The 21,296-nt window shown below is 56.1% G+C and carries 12 protein-coding genes and 2 pseudogenes; 10 read left to right on the top strand and 4 right to left on the bottom strand.

Going from position 1 to position 21,296, the window contains the following annotated elements; genetic code table 11:
• Positions 1–159 precede the first annotated feature (159 nt).
• On the bottom strand, positions 160–5,145 hold the full coding sequence (locus tag HX811_RS04790) for a YadA-like family protein (protein ID WP_177044993.1): 4,986 nt from the start codon (positions 5,143–5,145) through the stop codon (positions 160–162).
• Between the two features lie 469 nt (positions 5,146–5,614).
• On the opposite strand from HX811_RS04790, the gene HX811_RS04795 reads away from it, so the two are divergent.
• The 5 genes and pseudogenes from HX811_RS04795 to HX811_RS04815 form a co-directional block, all read left to right on the top strand.
• Positions 5,615–6,919 (top strand): EAL domain-containing protein, encoded by a 1,305-nt coding sequence (locus HX811_RS04795; protein ID WP_177044995.1) that lies wholly within the window; start codon positions 5,615–5,617, stop codon positions 6,917–6,919.
• A gap of 159 nt (positions 6,920–7,078) precedes the next feature.
• Positions 7,079–7,738, top strand: coding sequence for a response regulator transcription factor (locus HX811_RS04800; protein ID WP_177044997.1), 660 nt, complete (start codon positions 7,079–7,081; stop codon positions 7,736–7,738).
• Positions 7,739–7,740: 2 nt separating this feature from the next.
• The gene (locus tag HX811_RS04805; protein WP_177044999.1) at positions 7,741–10,158 is read left to right on the top strand and encodes an ATP-binding protein; all 2,418 of its coding nucleotides are present in this window, start codon (positions 7,741–7,743) and stop codon (positions 10,156–10,158) included.
• Between the two features lie 108 nt (positions 10,159–10,266).
• Positions 10,267–10,491, top strand: a complete 225-nt coding sequence (locus tag HX811_RS04810; protein ID WP_065904340.1) for a hypothetical protein — start codon at positions 10,267–10,269, stop codon at positions 10,489–10,491.
• 129 nt (positions 10,492–10,620) lie between these two features.
• Positions 10,621–10,950: pseudogene (locus tag HX811_RS04815) on the top strand (GNAT family N-acetyltransferase); the annotation flags it as partial.
• A gap of 107 nt (positions 10,951–11,057) precedes the next feature.
• On the opposite strand, the pseudogene HX811_RS04820 reads toward HX811_RS04815, so the two are convergent.
• Positions 11,058–11,150 (bottom strand): annotated as a pseudogene (locus tag HX811_RS04820) (integrase); the annotation flags it as partial.
• 17 nt (positions 11,151–11,167) lie between these two features.
• Positions 11,168–13,102, bottom strand: a complete 1,935-nt coding sequence (locus tag HX811_RS04825) for a hypothetical protein (RefSeq protein ID WP_177045001.1) — start codon at positions 13,100–13,102, stop codon at positions 11,168–11,170.
• 677 nt (positions 13,103–13,779) lie between these two features.
• Here HX811_RS04825 and HX811_RS04830 point away from each other — a divergent pair.
• The 5 genes from HX811_RS04830 to HX811_RS04850 all read left to right on the top strand — a co-directional run bounded on the left by HX811_RS04830 (position 13,780) and on the right by HX811_RS04850 (position 20,216).
• The gene (locus HX811_RS04830; RefSeq protein ID WP_177045003.1) at positions 13,780–15,264 is read left to right on the top strand and encodes a reverse transcriptase domain-containing protein; all 1,485 of its coding nucleotides are present in this window, start codon (positions 13,780–13,782) and stop codon (positions 15,262–15,264) included.
• A gap of 281 nt (positions 15,265–15,545) precedes the next feature.
• Positions 15,546–16,082: a hypothetical protein gene (locus HX811_RS04835; RefSeq protein WP_157955054.1), complete on the top strand. Its 537-nt coding sequence runs from the start codon at positions 15,546–15,548 to the stop codon at positions 16,080–16,082.
• Positions 16,083–16,323: 241 nt separating this feature from the next.
• Positions 16,324–17,007 carry a hypothetical protein gene (locus tag HX811_RS04840; protein WP_157955055.1) on the top strand — a complete coding sequence of 228 codons (684 nt, stop codon included), beginning with the start codon at positions 16,324–16,326 and terminating at the stop codon, positions 17,005–17,007.
• 526 nt (positions 17,008–17,533) lie between these two features.
• Positions 17,534–19,030: a methyl-accepting chemotaxis protein gene (locus tag HX811_RS32120; RefSeq protein WP_177045005.1), complete on the top strand. Its 1,497-nt coding sequence runs from the start codon at positions 17,534–17,536 to the stop codon at positions 19,028–19,030.
• 385 nt (positions 19,031–19,415) lie between these two features.
• Positions 19,416–20,216, top strand: coding sequence for a GNAT family N-acetyltransferase (locus HX811_RS04850; protein WP_177045007.1), 801 nt, complete (start codon positions 19,416–19,418; stop codon positions 20,214–20,216).
• Positions 20,217–20,318: 102 nt separating this feature from the next.
• Here HX811_RS04850 and HX811_RS04855 read toward each other — a convergent pair whose 3' ends face one another.
• Positions 20,319–21,260, bottom strand: coding sequence for a LysR family transcriptional regulator (locus HX811_RS04855; protein ID WP_177036102.1), 942 nt, complete (start codon positions 21,258–21,260; stop codon positions 20,319–20,321).
• Positions 21,261–21,296 lie beyond the last annotated feature (36 nt).

Genomic DNA, 21,296 nt, shown 5'->3' on the forward strand with positions numbered 1-21,296 from the left:
GGCAATCCGATGGCTGAGACGGGTTCCACGAGTGGTAGCCGCTACGACAGCGGGCAATGATTACTGAGGGTTATTGTGGACAGTGAGGCTGGTGGAGAACATCGGACTGCTCCTAAATCGGCAGGGAGGGTCAAACCCTCGACCTGCCGATATCAGGACCTACCATTCGTAACCCACGCCAACCGCCAGCCCGACACTTCCTTGGGCACTGCCCGAACCATTGGCCTTGTACGCCCAACGACCATCCTCGGTGCGCCCCGAGAGGCCGACGGCCAAGGCTGATTGCCCCTCGTAGACCGACGTTCCCATGGCCACCATGCTCCTGCCCGGTGTCGACGCCACAGGTAAGGCAGCCATGGCCATCGCTGACGCGATGCCGGCGTAGGCATCCTGACGCACTGCACTGATCTGGCTGTCGGTATAGGCATTGGCCTGTCGTAGGGTACGGTCAGCGGCCTGGTTGGAGATCTGCGTGGCCTGGCCGAGATTGACGACATCGGTCGCCTCGCTGGCGGCTGCTACGTTGGTGATTTGCCGCTCCGCACCCGGCGCACCCACTGAGACGGTATTCGCCCGCTGGGCCTGGGAGCCGGCGCCAAGCGCGACGCTGCTCGGCGCATCGGCCTTGGCACCAGCCCCCAGTGCAGTGCTGCGAGGCGCTTGGGCCACAGCACCTGCCCCCACCGCAACGCTGCGCTCACTGCCGGCCTGGGCGTTGGCCCCGATAGCCACGGCCTTGCTACCCGGCGACACCGTTGCCTTTTCATGGCCTTGGGTGTCAACGGCGATGCCGGAGGCTCGTTGCATCAACTGCTTGACCTGCCGGTCGACGGCGTGGAGTTGTCGGCCATTGACGACATCGGTGCTGTCGACGCTCAAGGCACCCTCCTTCACACCCGTCAGAACACGAGGTCCCTGCGTACCCGTGAGATCGACACGAACGCCGTCAGTGTCCCGCGCCACCTGGATGTTCCGGTTGAGGGAGTCCTGGCGAACCAGGCCGACCTGTCCGTTGTTCACCTGCTCGCGCAAGCTGGCCATGTTCGCTGTGGCCTTGTCGGCCTTGCCGTTGACTGCATTCAGCGACGCGTCGAGTGTTTCGATAGCCTGCCCGACGTTGCCGGCCTGGACCTGGCCAACGGGGCCACCCTCAGAGTCGATCCGGGTCACAGCGTAGGCCGGTGCTTTCAACGAACCATCCGCGTTGACGGCAGCGCCACCGCCCAGCGCATCAGCCAATGCCTGTCGGCCTGCGTGGTTCGCTGACTGTATGCGATCAAGCACGGTTTCACCATCCTCCAGCCCCTGCAATTGTGCTGCTGCGCGCTCCGCCACCTGGCCAACCTGACTAGCGAATGTGTGAGCAGCGTTTGCGGCCTCACGTGCGTCAGCAGCAGTGCCGCCAGCGGTATCGGCCGCATATTGCGCGGCATCAGCGGCGGTCTGGGCGAAGGCAGCAGCATCCATCGCGCCATCCGCCGTCCCCTGGGCCCGAACCGCTGCCGCCCGGGCTGCGTCAGCGGCGCTGCCGGCCTGCGATGCGGTGGTCGCGACGGTATCGAGTTGCCCCTTGTTGACGGCATCGCTTGGTGCAACACCGGCCGCCAGGTTACCGATGCGTGCCGGCTCATTGCGATCCGCGCCACGACCCGCGGTATAAGCGCCGCTGGCCTCGTCCCACACAACGCTATCGTCACGCAGGGCCCGGACGCCCTCACCCAAGGCGCCGAGTGCTGCGCCCTGGCGGTTCACGGCGGCGTTGACCGTGCCGACATTGTGGTCCAAAGCCGTTAGGGCAGCGCCCACGTTGTCATGGAGTTGAGGAGCGGGCTGGATGCTGCCATCGGCATTGATCTGACTGATGGCATAGGCCGGCGCCGTCGGCTGGCCATCGCTACCCACGATGGAACCTCCTCCCAGAGCCTTCGCAACGAACTCACTGGCTACACCTGCGGCGCTTCGGATAGCCGCGTCAATGCGCTGGACAACCGTCTGGCCGTCGTCTAGGCCCTTGAGCTGGCCGGTGGCGATATCGGCGGTGGCCTTGGCCGCATCAGCGGTGTGTTGGGCGGCGACCGCCCCTTTCTGGGCATTGCTTGCGGCGTCCAAAGCGTTGTCGGCGCTGGCCTGTGACGTTGTCGCGGCCTGCAGAGCATCGTTTGCCGAGCGACCAGCGGCGTCCGCCGTGCTCTGGGCCTTGTCCGCCACATTGCGTGCAGACGTGGCCGAAGCCAGGGCGGTATCGGCGGAGCTCTGCGCGGTTTCAGCGGTTTTCTGCGCGCCGGAAGCCGAGCTCAATGCCGTGTCAGCCGTGCCTTGGGCAGCATCTGCGGCGTGCTGTGCCCGGGCCGCCGAAGCCAATGCGCCGTCAGCGGTACCCTGGGCGTTACCGGCCGCGCTTTGAGCGCTGGCTGCAGCGATCAGCGCTTCATCGGCCGTGCCTTGGGCCTTCTCGACCGCCTGATGCGCCGTGGAGGCCGTGCTCAGTGCCTGGTCTGCGGTGGATTTGGCGGCGTCGGCCGTGCGCTGTGCCGTGGAGGCAGCACCAAGGGCGGTATCCGCCGTGCCTTGCGCGGCATTTGCGGCCTGTTGTGCACCAGCCGCCGAACTGACGGCGGCATCCGCGCGATCCTGAGCCGATTGAGCGGCAGTCTGCGCCCCTGTCGCCGTTGCCAATGCCGAATCCGCCACGCTTTGGGCCGCGTTGGCGGATTGCCCGGCACCCTCGGAGGCGCTGAGCGCCTGATTGGCTGTAAGCTGCGCGGCATCGGCGCTTTTCTGCACCACGGCGGCCTTGTCCAGCGCCGTATTAGCGGTGCCTTGGGCCACGTCGGCAGCCTTGTGAGAGCTGGCGGCTGCAGCCAAGGCGGCATCGGCGGAGCCCTGGGCGGCCGTAGCGGTTTCGCCGGCCCGAACAGCCGTGTCCAACGCCTTATCGGCAGAGCCCTGCGCAGCATTCGCGGCTTGTTGGGCGCTGGAGGCCGTGATCAGCGCGGTATCGGCAGTGCCTTGGGCTGTCGCGGCGCTTTTTTGCGCTTCAGACGCCGTACTCAGTGCTGTGGTGGCTGCCCCTTGTGCGGCTTCGGCCGTCTTCTGGGCAGTGGCTGCCGAGCCCAGGGCCGTGTTGGCGACACCCTGTGCGGTTTCGGCCGTCTGTTGTGCAGTCGCAACGGCCCCTTGCGCCCGTTCGGCGATTCCCCGGGCGGATTCGGCAGTTTTTTGGGCGTTAGTTGCGGAGTCCAGCGCGGTACTGGCCGTCCCTTGCGCCACACCTGCGCTCTTTTCGGCGCTGTCGGCCTTGGCCAAAGCGGCATCGGCAGCAGCTCGCACATCGTCCGCAGTCTTACGGGCATCATCTGCGCCGGCCAACGCCGAGCTCGCCTTGCCTTCTGCGGTCTCTGCAGTTCGCTGCGCCGTCGTTGCAGAATTCGCCGCCACGTCCGCAGCCGCCTGTGCGGCCTGAGCCAGTTGCTGCGCGCCGCTTGCCGACCCCAGTGCCGAGCTGGCGGTGGCTTGGGCAGCATCAGCTGTCGCCTGCGCGGTTGATGCCACCCCCATCGCGGCAGTGGCAGAACCTTGCGCGGCTTCTGCAGCTTTCTGTGCGGTTTCGGCCGAGCTAGAGGCGTCCTTGGCGGTGCTCTGCGCACTATCTGCCGTTGCCCGTGCTCCCGCCGCCGTTTGGAGGGCTGCGTCGGCACCCTCTTGCGCCGCGCTTGCCGTTTTGCGGGCATCGTCAGCGGTGGCCATCGCTGCGTTGGCACCGGACAGCGCGCTGGCAGCAAGGCTGTTCGCGTTATTGGCCATACTTTCCACTGCGTTCAACTGGCCCTTGTTCACCGCGTCGGTAGCAGCCACACCTGCGGCTACATTGGCAATTCGGCTCTCAGGGCGGGCGCCTTCGCTGGCCGTGTAGGCCTGCTGGTCCTCGCTCCATCGCAGGTATTTCTCAGCCATCGCCAAACGAACTTGCCCTGCCGTTGCGTTGGCCAGTTGATCAACATCATTCAAGGCTTCCTGCGTACCTTTATGGGCCTGATCCAGGGCCTTGATCGCCCCCACCACCGATGTGGGCTGTGCCACGCCAGTACCCAGGCTGGTCAGGGAAAAGGCCGGTAGCACCACCTTGCCGTCCTTGACCGCAGTACCCTCACCGAGGGCATCCGCCACCGACTGAGTGGCCGCCAACTCCCGATCCCCGAGCTTCTGGATCGCATCGTAGGCAACGAATAACTGGGCGCCATTGACGCCATCGGTGCTGGTGTTGCTTACCGCTCCGGGGGCCATGTTGATCAGTTGGCGAGTCTGGCTGGCATTACCCAGGCTGACCACGCCCATGGCCGACGTACTATCGACACTGTATGCAGTGCCATTGATCGTCACCGGCGCAACCGCCTTCAGGTTTTGCGTCGTTGAGCCACTGCCCAGTGCAACGCCGTAATTGTGTTGCGCGCTGGCCTTGTTGCCCAAGGCAACCCCTTCATTACTGCTGGCCGTCACGCTGGCCTCAGAGCCCACCGCAACGCTGTGGGTGCCGTCAGCCCTGGCGTCGCGACTCGCGGCAAAAGCCCCGCCGCCACTGGCCGATGCACCGGCGCCCACAGCCGTGGCCCGTTCTCCCGCCGCCGTCGTATTTGCGCCGATAGCCGTGGCGTACTGATTCGAGGCCTGGGCGTTATAACCAAATGCGTGGGCATAGTCAGCCAGGGACTTGGCCTGGAACCCCGCCGCCATGCCCCAGCGGCCGAGGCCTTGGGCCCCATGACCAATGGCAGCCCCGTCGGCGTTGGCTTGAGTGCTCTCGTTACCAATCGCCATATTGCCGCCGGGCTGCCCGAGGATAACCCGGCCGCTGTTGACGAACAGTTCGCCACCCAGGGTCAGAGAGGTCGCCCCTACGCCAGAAACGCCCCCTGGACGGTAAAACAGTACCGAATCGGTCTGCGAACCTTTAGTCGCGGAATTGCACTTGCCCCCGGCCTGATCCTTGAAGATCAGGTTTTGCGCAAGATACGTCGCGGCATTGCCATCGTTGTTCTGCGGGTCATTCAAACTTACGCACTGGCCGTCCGCATTCGCGTTGATGTGCACACCATTGCCGGCATGGGCAGTTGCACTCAGCAATGCCGTTATGCCGGTCAGGGTCATCACCCCCCATATCGCCCAATCCAGTTGACGGTGTCGGGACTGACAAGCATCAGGCGCATGACAATAACGCATGCGAACCCCGTGGCGAATTGGATTAAGCGGGGCTGATCGCAGGAACGCAAACGGCAAGACTGAACGCGACGTGACTTTCACAATAACTCACCCTGTAGCACACACATCGTCAGGTATGAGGCCTCACGAAGTGGCATTGAAGCGCAGAAGCAACAGCTGTTGGCGACAGCGTGCGTGCACTCGTTCTGTAATGCCCGCACATGCTGCGAGCCGCCATGAATCGGGGTGAATTCTGTCGAGCGCTCGCCAATGCTGATATCGGACTGCTCTTAAATTTCGGATCAGCACAAGCCGGGCCCAAGAAAGGGGTCCAGCCGCGATTTAGTCCCAGTCTTATATTTCTCTCACATCGCCTTTGCTCAAATGTGACCTCACCACAACCACTGAGCATCAGCTGATGGCAGCCCAAGTCATCGTTCCCTCCGAGCGCGCCCTGCAAAGCCTGGTCATCCTGGCCAGTGACGAGCAGTACGCCCACCGCGTAGCCACGCTGCTCAACGGGAGCCCCCTTTTTCTTATCGAACACATCGATTCGTTGAGCGAGTTGATGACGCGCCTGCGCAAGCAACCTGTCGACATCATCGTCGCGCAGGTTCATGCCGACCATGTCGACAGCTTGATGTTGCCGTGCTGTGTCAGCGACCTGAATGCTTCCGGGCTACTACACAGCATTCCGCATATCGTCTGGACCGCACAGCCACAATCCGAGCATGCGCTACCCCCCGGCTTACTGACCGCAGGCATTGAGCAGGGCTGGACGCACACTCTCAATGGCGTCTCGACGGCAGCGCTGGCTTCCCATGCACGCCTGGCCAGGGCTTCAGGTATCCGGGTAGAGATCGCGGTGGAGCAACAACCCGAGAAACTCTTGGCAGTGATCAGTCAATTGGCGCATACCGCCCATCCGGCACCGCGCAGTCCACATGAGGAAAAACTGGAGCAACTGCTCAATGACGATGAGGTTGTGGCAGCCCTCGCCACCGGCGAAGGATTAAGAGTGGTCTACCAGCCCCAATATGACCTGGCGACACGAGCGATTGTCGGCGCGGAAGCCCTAATCCGCTGGCACCATCCACGGCACGGGGATGTGCCACCCTCGGTCCTGATCCCGATGATCAACCAGCTCGGGCTGGATCTGTTGTTGTTCAGCTTTATCGAGAAGACCGTGATCGACACCCTGGGCAAGTTAAACCGTGCAGGCATTGATATCCCCATCGCCATCAACGCTTCGGCACGCACGCTCTGCGCCCATGGCCTGGCCACGAGACTTGCGCAAAAGATGCATCGGGCGGGGTTGCCTTGCAAACGCCTCAAGATAGAGCTGACCGAAGACTTGGCGCCCGACAGCGAGCTGGCCCTTTCAGCCTCGATCACTGCGTTGCGCGCCAAAGGCTTTCCGGTGTCCCTGGACGACTTCGGTGCCGGCGCCGCAACGCTGTCCCTGCTGTCACGCATGCCATTCGACGAGATGAAGATTGACGGAGCCCTTGTGCGTGCGGTGGGCCAGTTCGCCCACTCTTCAGAAATCATCTTGGGGATCGTCGGTCTGGCGCAGTTGTTCAATATCAACTTGATCACCGAAGGTATTGAAGATACCGAGAGCATCGAGTTGCTGAGCAGGCTGGGCTGCAACACCGGGCAGGGTTTCGCTCTAGCCCGGCCCATGGAGAGCGATGTATTCCTGAGCATGATCACCGCCTAGGGATGCGCTTACGTCCATTGTTCCTGCAAACATTGCCTCGCGTGTGCTGAAACAATCACGGCGGGGTTAAACGGTATCTTCACCCCTGCTGGAGCCGAATTGAGAGATGGTCTTTAATCAATTAGTTATCCGGCTACATTCGAGTGTCCATTGGCATCCATGAAAACCATACGCATAGCGATCCTTGATGATCATGCAGTGGTACGCCACGGCCTTGTCAGCCACCTCGCTGAAGAGTCATCCATCGAGATTGTTGGCGTCTATGAAACCAGTCGCGAACTGATACGCGGCATGGCGACGATGCCCGCCAACGTCTTGCTGCTGGACTTTGCTCTGGGACGGGATGAACTCGATGGCGTCTCCCTGATTCGCGCCTTGCGAAGCCGCTTCCCTGACTGTCGTATTCTGGTGCTATCAAGCCATCATGAGTCGGCTACCGTCTCGCTTGCCTTGCGTGTAGGAGCGCGCGGTTTTGTAGGCAAAGATGAGGGGCTGGGAAGCCTGGTGAAGGCGATCCGTACCGTTGCTTCGGGCGCCATTTACTTGAGTGCCGATATGTCTTACCAAGTGGCCGATGCGGCCAGGCCAGACGAATCGACACAAATATCGATCAGTGATAACGCCTTGCAGCGCGCGGCCTTGTCGGCGCGGGAGCAGGAAGTGATCCGCTGCTATCTGGAAGGCATGACCGTGACGGAGATCGCCGAGAAATTCAATCGCAGCATCAAGACCATCAGTACGCAGAAGGCCACCGCTTTTCGCAAGCTTGGGGTCACCTCTAACAACGGCTTGTTCAAGATCATGAAAACCCTGGACTAGACATGATGACGAGGAACCGCGTTCGTTGGGGCACCAGCCTGTGCCTGTTGATGGCCGCAACATGGGCTAACGCCGGCGCGCGGCCTCCCGGACCTGATTTAAGCGTCGAGGAAAGAGTCTGGATCGAACATCATCCGGTATTGCGTGTCGCCGTAGTGGGCAGTCTTTCTCCAATCGAATACGTGGAGAACGGCCGCCTCAAGGGGCTGTCAGCTGAATATTTGCAGCTGATTGCCCACAAGACCGGCATGAAGATCGACTACGTTTCCGCTCACTCGATCCAGGATCGCATAGAGCTACTGATGACCGGTAAGGCAGACCTTATCTCCACTGTCAGGCTTAATGGGCCCGGAGGTAAAAATCCCCGGCTGCTGCTGACTTCAGCCTATTTGAATACCACCACGGTCATCATCACCCGCATCGGGCGCCCGCCTCTTTTCGAGGCCGAACAGCTGGACCGGTTGACCGTGACCTTGCCCTACTTCGACCGCTACAGTGATTTCCTTGCAACGAAGGCACCCGGGGCGAAACTGATCATCGGTGGCAGCGCCCTGACGATGCTGCAGCAAGTTGCCGAAGGGACCGCTGATGCTGCAGTGGCCACCGAAGCCTATCTGCTGCCGTTCCTCTATCGACAGTTCCAGGGCCAATTGCAGATTTCCGGGGTGCTCACCGGCATGGCGTCGCAAATTGCCATGGGCACTCGGAACACCGAGCCTTTACTGCACTCAATCATCCAGAAGACGCTCGACTCGGTCACCCCTGACGAAGTTCGCGTCCTGCACGCCAATTGGCTGCGCGAGCATGCCACCCCGGACCTGCCGCTCAGGGAAGTTGTGTCCCACTACCCTCATGAGATCGCGTTAATTGTCCTAGTGGTAGTGCTATTGCTCATCACGATTTACCAAACCCAGCGCATGCGCCAGCGCGCCGAGCGCAACGAGCGGGAAAAGGCGATGTTCCTGGCAGTCATGAGCCATGAAATCCGCTCGCCGATGAACGCAGTGGTGGCTGCAGTCGAACTGTTGCGCAATACGCCGCTGGACAAGCAGCAACAGCACTTTGCCGACCTGGCCAATCACGGCGCGCAATCATTGTTGAGGCTGCTCAATGACGTGCTGGATATATCCAAGCTCGATGCGGGGCAGGTCAAGCTCGAATACGAGCCGGTGAGCATCAGCACCCTGGTGCATAACGTCGTTGATCTGCATCGCTTGCGGGCCCGGGAGAAGCATTTATCGATCTGCGTCAATGGCGAATCCCACCTGCCACTGTTGATGCTCGACAGCACACGTATTGGGCAGGTGCTGCACAACCTGCTGTCCAATGCCATCAAGTTCACCGAAATCGGCGGAGTGGAAGTTACCTATGCGATCAGTGACCTGGCTTCGTCGCGCAACAAGGAGCTGCGATTGACCGTCACCGATACCGGGATCGGCCTGAGCCAGGAAAGCCAGGCGCGCCTTTTCCAGCCTTACAGCCAGGCAGCACAATCCTATAAGCGCTCAGGTGGCACCGGCCTGGGGCTAGTCATCTGTCGCGACCTGCTCAAACTAATGGGCGGCACCCTCACGCTGGACAGTTCGCCGGGCAAGGGAACGCGTGTTGAATTGTCATTGACCGCGGAGTTGGCACCGCCCGACTCGACAGAGGCCGAAACCGTGCTCCCCGCCACGAACTGGTCAGCGACATCCGCACCAAAGGCATTGCGCATTCTGGTTGTGGAGGACACCGTCGCCAACCAAGCGGTATTGCAGGCACAGATCGAGGGGTTCGGCTGCACGCCGGTGATCGCCAGGGACGGCGGCCAGGCCGTGGATTGCTTCGAACAAGGCACATATGACCTGATCTTGATGGACTGTGACCTACCGGACCAGGACGGCTATTCGCTGACGCGCCTGTTCCGCATGATCGAACAGGATGCCGCGCAAACGCGCTGCCCCATCATTGCGATCTCCGCCTCTACGGGCAACCAGCATGTCGCCCGATGCTTTGATGCCGGCATGGATGGCATCCTCAGCAAGCCGATCAGCCTTGGCAAGTTGCAGGATGCAATCGAGTTATGGTGCGGCGTGACCCTGACTTTACTGCCACACCCCTTCGCCCTACGGCAACCTGTGGGCCACCAGCAGATCCTTGAAGCATTGGAACGGGACCTACTGGCGCTACTTGAAGGGATGGTTCTGCGCAACCTGGAACCGGCCCTCCACGCAGCCCACCGTCTTCACGGCGCAGCACTCAGTATCGAATGGCCAGATGTGGCCCGCCAAGCGGGACAGTTGGAGGCCCTTCTCAGGACTGCCACGCCTTGGAGCGACCCAACCTACGCCACGACCTTACAGGCACTGCTTCATGGGTTTCGCTCCACGAGCTTCAGTCACCCCGTTTTCGACCCGCCCGTCCCTCCTCCGGCAGATTGAGATTCGGGTCTGTGAATTAAGAGCAGTCTGATTTGATTCACCGCCCTCCCCCCTGAAAATCGGTCATGTCAACTAAAGACAAACTCAACCGATCCCAAGGTTTGAATGATGGATCCTTTGCACGAAATTCAAAGACGGCAACTAAGGCTGATAGAGTCAGCCTCCGTTAACGAGGCCTGCGCCGTTGACTTGCTGAGTCTATTACGCAAGTTGACCGCGGCCGAAGCCAGTAATGTCCTTAATATCGTCACGCTGCTGCAAAGCGAGGCGGAATTTTTGCGCGAACTTTCAAAGGAAATGGCCACGCGAGAATATGAGGCACTGATCAGTTAAACCCCTGCCACATTTTTCCATCCCGGCAGAGAAGCTGTTCAGCTCTGTCGCTCGTACCGAAGGTAGATGTGGGAACTGCCAGTGCGATTCATTGCTAACGCGTTCAAGCCCGCAGCCGCTCTTGGGATGATGAGCCAGGCTTGTTTTGCAGGACTGATGTCGAATGATCGCCTGAAAATCTACGTCCTTAAAGCTGATGGGCAAGTCGTTGCAGGCGCGTTGATGTACCTGGCCAGCAATGGCGTTGCCTACCTGGGCACGGCTGCCACCCGAAAAAATGCACGAGGCTTGGGCGACCATGGAGCGCTGATATCTCACCGGATAGAGCAAGCAAAGAAGCACGGCAGCCTGGTGATTGCTGCAACTGCGCTTCCAAGTTCGCAGAGTCGCCGCAATTTGCAGCGCATTGGGCTGGCGACGTCTCATGCTCAGGCGCTGTACCGCTTGGCAGATGGTTGAAATACGTCGTTATGGGAGCGTTTGCTATTCGCCGGTAACGACGTTTCGTAAGGGGCCGCTAACGGCCATAAGCAGTCAGTAGGATATGTCCACGGCCCCATGGGTGATTCAGTGTGGCCGAGAAGGATCTGTACTGATCTGGTGTTTTCCCTTCTCCGATAGATCAATGAAGCATTGGTCCGACGCATCGTATGAACTCCAATGCTTTAGCAATTACTTAGACATTTAAGTGAAGAAGGTTTAGTGGCTTTGCTCTCAAGCTTTGAGCGCTCAAAATTGTCGCAATTCGCTCCTGATGCGTATCCGGAAAGTAGATTTTTCCAGACGATCTTGTGATCGCGGTGTATAGCAATGCGAGCTTTTTGGACAGCTCAGTTTTACTTCGAAGATCAGAAAAATAGTACAAGTCCTCAGAAACTGCCATTCTCGGAAACTCGTAGTTTTTCACCGTAAATACGTCGGCCAACAAGGGACGTAACGGTTTTCCGTCAGCGAGTTCAGCCAATTTTGCGCATTGGTAAAGCCCGGAAACACCAAATTTGGTACCCACAATTTCAAGCCATTGCTCTACCCTGAGAAAAGCGTCGTTCCACCTCATTTCCGCATGTAATTGTTCCCAGCTTCGAAAACGAGCAATCGCCCCGTGGCTCGGGCGCTTGTCATGCATATATAAATCAAGGCACCCCTCTAGGAATGGTTCGAACTGATTGGTCCAGTCAATGACCGCGGCACCATGGTTCAAATCGCGATTGCGAATTAACCAGTCGAAAATACCCCATTCATCGGCCACCAGAATTACTGATGGTTCAGGAGGGAATGAGTTCGCTCGGTATTCAGCCACCACCGTGTCTTTCGCTTTATCAGCTACAAACGGTAACGCGCTTGCGTCTGGGAACTCAGCTAAAAGTGGGTTGATGTAATCGACCAATGCTGGGCCTGCTCGTAACGAAACAGCCATTTCGCGATGGCGAATCCTCGCGTTGTGCGGCATGTATCGTCCTTGTAGATTTTGGAACTGGTCCCCCAAAGTAATTACAGTTTGAGGTGACCTGTCTAGGATGTCGACCATTGGCCCGCTCAAGTCATGGCCTTCGTCGACGATCACCGTATCAATAGATTCAGGTAGATGAAGTCTCGATAAAGCCAGTTGTTTCACGCGGTGGTAGCCACGGACCGGAAGGGGATCCGCCTCTTCCTCAAAACTTGTCATCTTGAACCAAAGCTTTCCGGCCGCTGCCGCTACTATTTCTTGTTCAGAAGTCGAGAGCCAGCGGACCTGGTCGGAAGGTATATGACTGATGCTAATCCGAGCATCGTTTGAAAAACTAAATTTGGCGATTACCGACCAGCAAAGAGCCGCCACACGGGCAGCATTCCGGTTACCGATGGAGCTGATCCCTGCCTTCTCTGCGAGCGCTGAATACGAGAGTGGCAATCTGGAAATCGTGTCCAACCTTGTCTCAAGAGCCCTATTCCCACCTGCCAGAAGTCTTGTAGCCATCCACCGAAATGTTACAGCCCAAACCTGATCCTCAGAGAATCGAGCCCGTATGGGTTTGAGCTTCGGCTCCACATCGGCGAGGAACAGGATTCTGCGTTCTGGCATAAGAGCCAATATCTCATCCAGCACAAAGGACTTCCCTGTGCCTGCGTGAGCTTGGGCATCGATGGAGTCCTCCAAGTTTGCCCGAATGTTCTGAACTAACCGAAGCTGGTGATCGCTAAGTTTTACGACTAAACCACTTCGGCGAACATGCTCATGTTTGATAGCACCTAATGAAGCCGTATGCTGCTTCGCATAATCGAAATTCCAGGTGCCCTCGGGACGAATGTACTGACGGCGAGCAACCGATTCTTTGTCCATCAGACCGATCTCGACCGCAGATGCTTGGAGAAGTCCCGCTTCAAAATCAACCTGGCTGTAAGCGCCGGCCAAAGCCGATCTCAGCTTATCAGAGTGATGAGTCAGCAGATTTGCAAACACCCGCTCCATCTCCAGAGGCGAGCGCACGGGCAGCTTGGGTAGCTGGAGCACGTATAGAATCGCCGCAACCTCATAGCGAGACAGACGAACCACATCTGGAACAGTCCCGATTGAAAGCGAAGCGCTGAGGTTTTCACTGAGAGGCAGGTACCAGCGAGGTTTCTTCATGAAGATCTATATCCCTTAAATTTAGCGCCGAACTTACCAGAGCTTTAGGCTACCCCAAGACGCGTGCGATATAGCAATAATCAACTCAAATAAATGCTTTCAGGGCCGGATGAACGCTCATGGTTCGCTCAAACAGCTCCGGGTCACCTGAGTGTTTCGATGCGATGCTCCAGAAGAGTCGCTGCAAAGTATTGCGGAAAATTCTACCGCCCTCGTATCACTGATATGGACGCATGGTTGAGCATGGGCAGCCCTAATTGGAGCCTCCCTTTCACCCCGATTACTGCCTTCCTTTTAGGGCAGCAATTGGCCAACAGCTGCCATCGCGAGGGTCATAGGTCGACCCAATGCAGCCGTTAAGCGTCCGTACTAGCCTTGCGTAGTGGCCGGTTGCTGAATGAGGTCACAAGTGTCGTTGACTTTTCGATGTTATCTAGTAACTGTAAAAATAAAAGTTTTGCAAGACGCAGGCCAATCGCTATCATACGCAGATTCCCCTATGGGGATAACGGTGTTGCCTTCTACCGACTAGCCATAGCCGGTCTTCAGCTGCGAGGGCTCGCACTGACGGGGGGAAGGCGTCACAGCCTTTCCAACCATGTGATAACTTACTTTTACTTGGGTTGATACCGTGGAAAAGCCTGAGTCTAACTCAGGCTTTTTTGTTTGGAGGGAGTATGCGCTTAGAGAAACAACTGGAAAGCATAATTCGTGAGGAGGCTGAGAAATTAATTACTCGGTATCACGAATACCATAATAGAGTGCATCTTGAAGCCAAAAGGAATGCAAGACGTCTTGGAGATGCCGCACCTCCCAAAAAAATTTATACGCCGGACTATTGGGATGTTGATAAAAAATATAACCCGTTTTATGTGAAGAGCAAGTACAAAAGCATTGCTCGGTCAATTGCAAAAAAAATAGAAGATCGTACGTACACCCCAAATAGTCCGTATATAAAATCTGTCCCTAAGCCTGATGGCGGAATAAGAAAAGTAGCGATTTACCAAATCCCCGACGCGGCTATATCAAAGCTGTTCTTCAATAGGCTTCTGGCTAAAAATCGACATCGTTTTAGCTCATTTTCTTATGCCTATCGCAACGATAGGAACGTTCATTTTGCGATACAAGACATCTCCGTTGATCTTCGAAGGAACGAAAGGACTTTCTTAGCTGAATTTGATTTTTCAGATTTCTTTGGCTCTATCTCTCATTCTTTCCTTAAAGATCAGTTCCTGGAGAACGGTTTTTTTATAAGTCCGGAAGAAAAATTCATAGTTAATTCGTTTCTGAAAGAGAGGAAGGTTGGAGTTCCCCAAGGCACATCGATTAGCTTGTTTCTGGCAAATCTAACCTGCTGGAAGTTCGACCAAGATTTGGAGCGGGAAGGCGTGAAGTTTTCACGCTATGCCGACGATACAATTGTGTGGTCACCAGATTATTCTAAGATATGCAATGCATTTGGATTTATCAATAGTTTTTCCAAGCAAGCTGGTGTTAAAATTAATGCCGCCAAATCCGAAGGGATATCAATCTTAACAAAAGATGGTTTGCCATCTGAGATTGTTGCAAAAACAAGTCTAAATTTCTTAGGATACTCTCTTTCAGTTGATAAGGTTTCAATTAAAGATAAGTCGCTAAAGAAAATTCAAAAACAAATATCATATATTTTGTATCGTAATCTAATTCAACCTCTCAAGCAGCAAAATCTCGCAGGTCAACGCATACCGGCCAATAATAGAGATATCAATCTGTTGTCGGCCATGTTAGAAGTGCGCAGGTACATGTATGGGGGCCTCAGCAATAAACAAATTAAAGATTATTTGTCCGGTAGAGCCAAAAGGATATATTTTAAAGGGGTTATGAGTTTTTATCCCTTGGTTGACGACGTCATTCAGCTAACGATGCTTGATGGGTGGCTCCTCTCCGTAATTCATCGGGCTTTGAAGTTGCGATCAAAGCTGTTGATATGTCACGGCCACAACAGATCGAATCGTTTTCCGTTTAATGCATCTCGAATACAGCTGCTAAATACTTGTTCAAAAACTCATTTGCTTGAAATCCCTAGTTTTTTACTAATACACATGGCTTTGAAAAAAGGATTGATTGAGAGTGGCATTGAAAGGGTTATGAATCCCGATTCTTTAAACTATGACTATCGTTGATGGGCGTTCGACTAATTTTAATCATTTATAAAATTCCGATAGATCGAAAGATCTGCTTTTGGCCGTATTCTGCCAGTCACGAGAAGGTAGAAAAGGACTCAGAGCCGCCCTTCGCGGAAGATAGCCCACGGCCAAGAGCTGACTCTGGGAAAGCCCATAAAACTTCAACGCACGCATCGTGTGTGCAAGGGCTCCCGTCGTTCGCGCCGTAGAATATGTCGATTGCTGTAGTTGCACCCCGAGACTCTATTTAAGAACGCTAGAACCACTAAGGAAAAGATATGGGGTATAAAGAATTAAATACATTTGCGTTTCTTAATGCGTCCGCCAAAAGATACTTGCGCATCGCCGAAAAAGAAGACCCGGGTTTCGCTTTTGATTTGATAAGTGTCATGGTTATGAGCGCGTTTTCGGTAGAGGCATACTTGAATCATTTAGGCGAAAAAATAATTCCGGATTGGTTCCCTTCAAAAGAGAGCAAATCTGTTTGGGCTAAATACAGGATATTGCGTGACGCAGTAGGATTTCCTGTGCTTAGTCTCGAGCAAGCACATCCGGGAGTTGCTGCCGTTCTTAAGTTCAGAAATAATATGGCTCATGGGCGAACGGAAAGGCATGAACTGACCCTCGCCATAGACTCAGAGTCGCAGGATAACCCTGTTGGCTGGCAAACTCATTTAGATTTATCGATAGTCCGCGCCCGTTTTGAAGCGTGTCAGGAACTTATAAAAGAGTTGCATAGCGCTGCTGGGTTTGGAGAACATCCATTTTTTGCACTATCAAGCTCGGCAACATTTGAACCGATAAAAGAGTTGTGAAATAGCTAAGTCGCTACTTGGTTGTGGAAGCGGATGGTAGTACAGCCTAATTCGATTATAATGCGACACATCAATCCAGCGAGAGTTCGGGTAAATAGCAGCTAGTATATTTCTGGAAGTGCTTATTTGGATGACGGGCATCACACTCTTTGCCGGCAGGTCGGAAATCGGTACAGATAAATAGATAGATAAAAATTGGAGCAGTCTTTTGAGACGGGATTGGGTAGTCTGGTGCGTTTGTTTGGGGTTATTTCTGTCAGGTTGCATTTTTGCAAACTTGTGGTCGCTTGGATCTTGGAATCTGAACCTGCTTTATAGTTGGTTGAATAACTCAGCCGGCCTGGCATCTTGGGCCCAAGCATTCGGAGCTGTAGCTGCAATACTTGGGGCTGCCCATCTAGGCACTCAACAGATTAGAAATAGTCAACAAGCTATTGAGAGAGAAAAGGCACTTAGGTCAGGAGCGTTATTGGCTGTTTATGCAAGCGCTTCAAAAAACTCTAGACATCTATCGGAACTTCTTGAGTCGTTTCCTGCGCTGAATATTTTGTCATTACGCTGGAAGACGCATATAAAAGGAATGTTTGAAAGCAATCTGCATATAATAGAAGATATTTCATATCAGGATTTAGTTAGGTATGAATTTGTAGTTTCCCATACCGTAATATATTCCTACATGAGGGCTATAAAAAATATAGTATGCGAGCTGGTAGAACTTTGTGAGTCTGGTGAAGACCTAGCTTCACACAAACCAGTATCTGAGGAGGTAAAAATAAAATCAAGTATTGCTCATATGTATGGCCAGATTAGTGAGCATAATAAGCTGGTGCAAGAAGCGTGGCGTATATATAAAGACACTTATGAAGAATATGTGCGGGATTTAGGTGTTGACTCAGAGCTTGAGAAAATTGAGCGCTACCGATAGCGATGGCCTGCCATTTATATGATCCTCAGGTCGCTGGAACATAGTTTTGTGTTTACGCAAACCAATGATCGCGGTCAAAGTGGCCGGTGATGGGGGGTGTTGGAGTCAGCAAAAAAGCTGGATGACGATCAGACCCTTCCGCGCCGAGCGCATGATAGCTCAGAATCAGGTTCTGAATCGCCTTGTTCACGTCCCCGATATCGTTCCAAGCCATCGGGTGATCACGCTTCTTGTCGTGTGCCGAGCTAAGTGAGTTTAGATTCTCCTACTAATAGGAACCAGGGTGCATTTCTCATGTAGCTGAGTCGCGATGATAGCTATTCGTAACTGACTGCTTCTGGCCGATTGCAGCCCCTCGTAACAAGCAGCTTCTGGCTTATCCCCCCTAAAGCCCCACCCAACACCGCCGATAACCTCCTACCATCAATCAACCCCCGCTCCCCTACACCCGATTCGCTCCCCGCATGCCCGTATGGCACGTCGCATGCTTGCCTCACCCCGGCCCGTCCACATGGAGTACGAGTGAATGCCTGCCCAAGCCCGTTTCATCGAGCACTACCGCAAAGCCGACCGCATCATGCTCGCCCTGATCTGGCTGATGACCCTCTTCTCCCTCGGCCTGGCGTTCTGGCACGACACGCTGCTTCAAGCGCTCTTCATAGGCGCCGGCACCAGCGTGGTGCTGACCCTGGCCTATCGCGTCATCGGCGGCACCCGCCTGATGCGTTGCGCCCTTGGCGTTGGGCTGATGGTGATGGCGGCGTTGCACATCAACCAGGCCCAGGGTGTCATCGAATCGCACTTCGGTATCTTCGCGCTGCTGGCGGTGCTGACGTTCTACCGCGACTGGCTGCCTATCCTGGTGGCCGCCGTCACCATCGCGGTGCATCACGTGGTGTTTCATGCGTTGCAGCATCAGGGTTTCCCGGTGTTTGTGATGGAGCATCACGGCGGCTGGAGCATGATTTTCATCCACGCGTTCTACGTGGTGATGGAGACGGTCGCCCTGCTCTACCTCGCGGTGCACAGCCAGACCGAAGCGGTAGAAAGCCAGGAAATGCTCGAAAAAATGCTCGCCGTCACCACGCAGTTCAGCGGTGAGGCCGTCAAGGGCAGTCCGGAAAAAGTGCATGTCTCCCTTGCCACCCGTTTCGATCACTTTCTGACCCAGATCACCGGCCTGATCGACGGCGTCGCCCGTGACTCCCACGGCCTCGGCCAACTCGGTCAGGAGCTGGCTCACGCCAGCGGCACCCTGGAAAAAGGCGCGCGCCACCAACTGGCGGAAATCGCCCAGATGACCGGTTCCATGCAGCGCATGGAAGATGCAATGGGCCATATCGCCGTGCACGTGGAGCATGCCGTCGAGCACGCGGGGCAAGCCAGCCAGCAGATCATCCGTGGCCAGGAAAGCGTCGGCCGCGCCCAGCTGGAAATCACTCAACTCGCCACCCGCCTCCACGACACTAACGAGACGGTCGAAGGGCTGGCCGTGCAAGCCGAACAGATCGGCTCGGTGCTGGAGGTGATCAACAGCATCGCCAACCAGACCAACCTGCTGGCCCTCAACGCCGCCATCGAAGCCGCCCGCGCGGGTGAGCAAGGGCGCGGGTTTGCCGTGGTCGCCGATGAGGTACGCAGCCTGGCGCAACGCACGGCGGTGTCGACCCAGGAGATCAAGACGATTATTGAAGGGTTGCAACACGGCAGCCGGCAAGCGGTTGAGGCCATGCACGACAGTCGCCAGGGCGTGGAGCGCTGCGTGGAGGACAGTCAGTTGGCGGTGGAGATGCTGCAGGCGGTGGGCAATGATATTTCGCAGATCGATCAGTTGAATGGGCGGATTGTGTCGACCACTCGGGAGCAATCCACGGCGAATGTGGAGATTGTGGGGCGGCTGCAGTCGGTGCAGAGCATCGCGCAGAATACGGCGCAGGATGTGGAGACGCTGGCCAGGAGCAGTGAGCGGTTACCGCCGATTGCGGTGCGGCTGGATGCGCTGGGGCGCCGGTTTCATCAGTGAGTGGGAGCATTGGCCGGTGCTCGATTCAAGCGCTGCTTCTGACGCGGATGGATAGTCCAGGCGTGAGCGTCGCTACGGGCAGATCGGGTTTCAATCAAATGAATCGGGCCCTTTCTGCTCCTTTATTTGGACGTGGCGTGTTCATTTTGAGCGTGGGCCGGATAACGCATAGCGGCTTGCCTCTTCCATCAAGTCATCGCACATCGGATTGGCTTTGAGCATGTACGCAGCCGGGTCGATTATCGACAAGCCAAGCGATGTCTCTTCTGTGGCAGATGCCCAAACTTCTCCCATTGGCCCGACAATCTATTTCACTGCCCTCCCAGGTGCGTAGGGGTTGATTTACCGCTACCTTCCCTGGAAATCTTGCAAAGAGACGATGCACATGGATGTTGAATGGGCGCATGCCATCGAAGCCGCAGAAAGCGAGTACTTGTGTTCCCGCGTTGAGAGCTTGTCGCAGGTTAGTGGAAATCCTTTTGGTGCTCGTGTGTTTTTCAATGGGGCCTTTCCGTGCTTTCAGGTGAAGGCAACACCTAGCCCGATGTTCAATCGTATCTACGGTGACAGCACCGGCAACCCCCTTTCACTGCTGAGCTTGCTCAAGGAGTCAGCGGAGTATTCAACAGTAACGCCCCTTATCGGGAAAGCCTCGACGCTGGAGCAGTCCGCTTTTGTGGGTGAGGAGCGATTCGAGCGTTTGAGGGGGTGGACGCATCTGCAGCTTGCGTGCCCCATCGAGGATGCGGTGTTGACCCCCCAATTATTCAACATCGAAGAGGCCACTTCAGACTCTCTCCCGGAGTTCGCGGCAGTTCATGCGAGTGGCTTTCATACCAAGCCAGAGCATCGTCAGTTGAGCCAGGCTTGTTTTGCAGGACTGATGTCGAATGAACGCCTGAAAATCTACGTCCTTAAAGCTGATGGGCAAGTCGTTGCAGGCGCGTTGATGTACCTGGCCACCAATGGCGTAGCCTACCTGGGCACGGCTGCCACTCGAAAAAATGCACGAGGCTTGGGCTATCATGGAGCGCTGATATCTCACCGGATAGAGCAAGCAAAGAAGCACGGCAGCCTGGTGATTGCTGCAACTGCGCTTCCAAGTTCACAGAGTCGCCGTAATTTGCAGCGCATTGGGCTGGCGGCGTCTCATGCTCAGGCGCTGTACCGCTTGGCAGATGGTTGAAACAGATTCGTAATCTACCTTCCGCTTGTGCGAACGGTAGATGTAAAAAGCTGCTGCGCCTATGGCGAAAATGGTAAGTCAGCCAGAGCTGTTCATATTCATTTAAAACCTCGGCACATCGACGTCGCGCAGAAGTTCCTCGGTGGCACATTTGAAACGCTCCACCAGAAAGTCCAACAGGACCCGCACTCTGGCAATTCGGTACCGATTGCCATGCAGCACCGCAAACACCCCAGCTTCTGCTACGCAATAGTCAGGCAGCAGCACCTTCAACCGCCCGGCACGGATATCCGCTGCTGCGTCCCAAATGGTCTTGCGTGCAATGCCATGACCGGCCAATGCCCAAGCACGTGCCACGGCGCCATCGTTGGTTTCCCAGGCGCTTTCCAATGGCACACTGTGGTTCCATGTCTGGCCGTCCACCCTGAAATGAAAGGTGTTTAAAGGACCCGCCGGAGTCACCAGCAGAATAAATTTATGCCCGGTGAGCTCGGCCGGCGTCTGCGGCTCGCCGTGGCTCGCCAGGTAGTCCGGCGAGGCACAAAGCACCCGCCAGTTGGGTGCCAGTTGCCGGGCGATCAACGAGCTATCACGCAGTGGGCCGAAACGAATGGCCAGGTCGACATCGTCCTGTACCAGGTTAGACATAGCGTCCGACAAGGTCAGCGCCACCTTCAACTGCGGATGCTGCGCGCAAAAGGTCTCGAGCCAGTCATTAAGCAGGTGACGGCCAAAGTCAGTAGAGGCAGACAGACGGACTTTACCGCGTACTTCCTGCTGACTCGCCTGCAACCCCGCCTCCGCCTCATCAATGGCGCGCAAAGCGACCCAGCATTGCTGCAGATAGAACCGGCCTTCATCAGTCAGCCGCAGTTGACGGGTTGTGCGATCAAACAAGCGGGTATGCAGCGCCGCCTCCAATTTGAGCAACCGTGCGCTGGCCGCCGCCGGCGACAACCCCAACTTGCGTCCAGCGGCTGAAAGACTGCCGAGGTCGGCAGCCTCAACGAACAAGCGCATGTCCCCCAATCGATCAGTGGCCATCTTCAATCCAGATTTGATTAAGCATCAAATTCTAGA

It is taken from the genome of Pseudomonas sp. F8002 (genome assembly GCF_013385495.1).
GTDB lineage: Bacteria > Pseudomonadota > Gammaproteobacteria > Pseudomonadales > Pseudomonadaceae > Aquipseudomonas.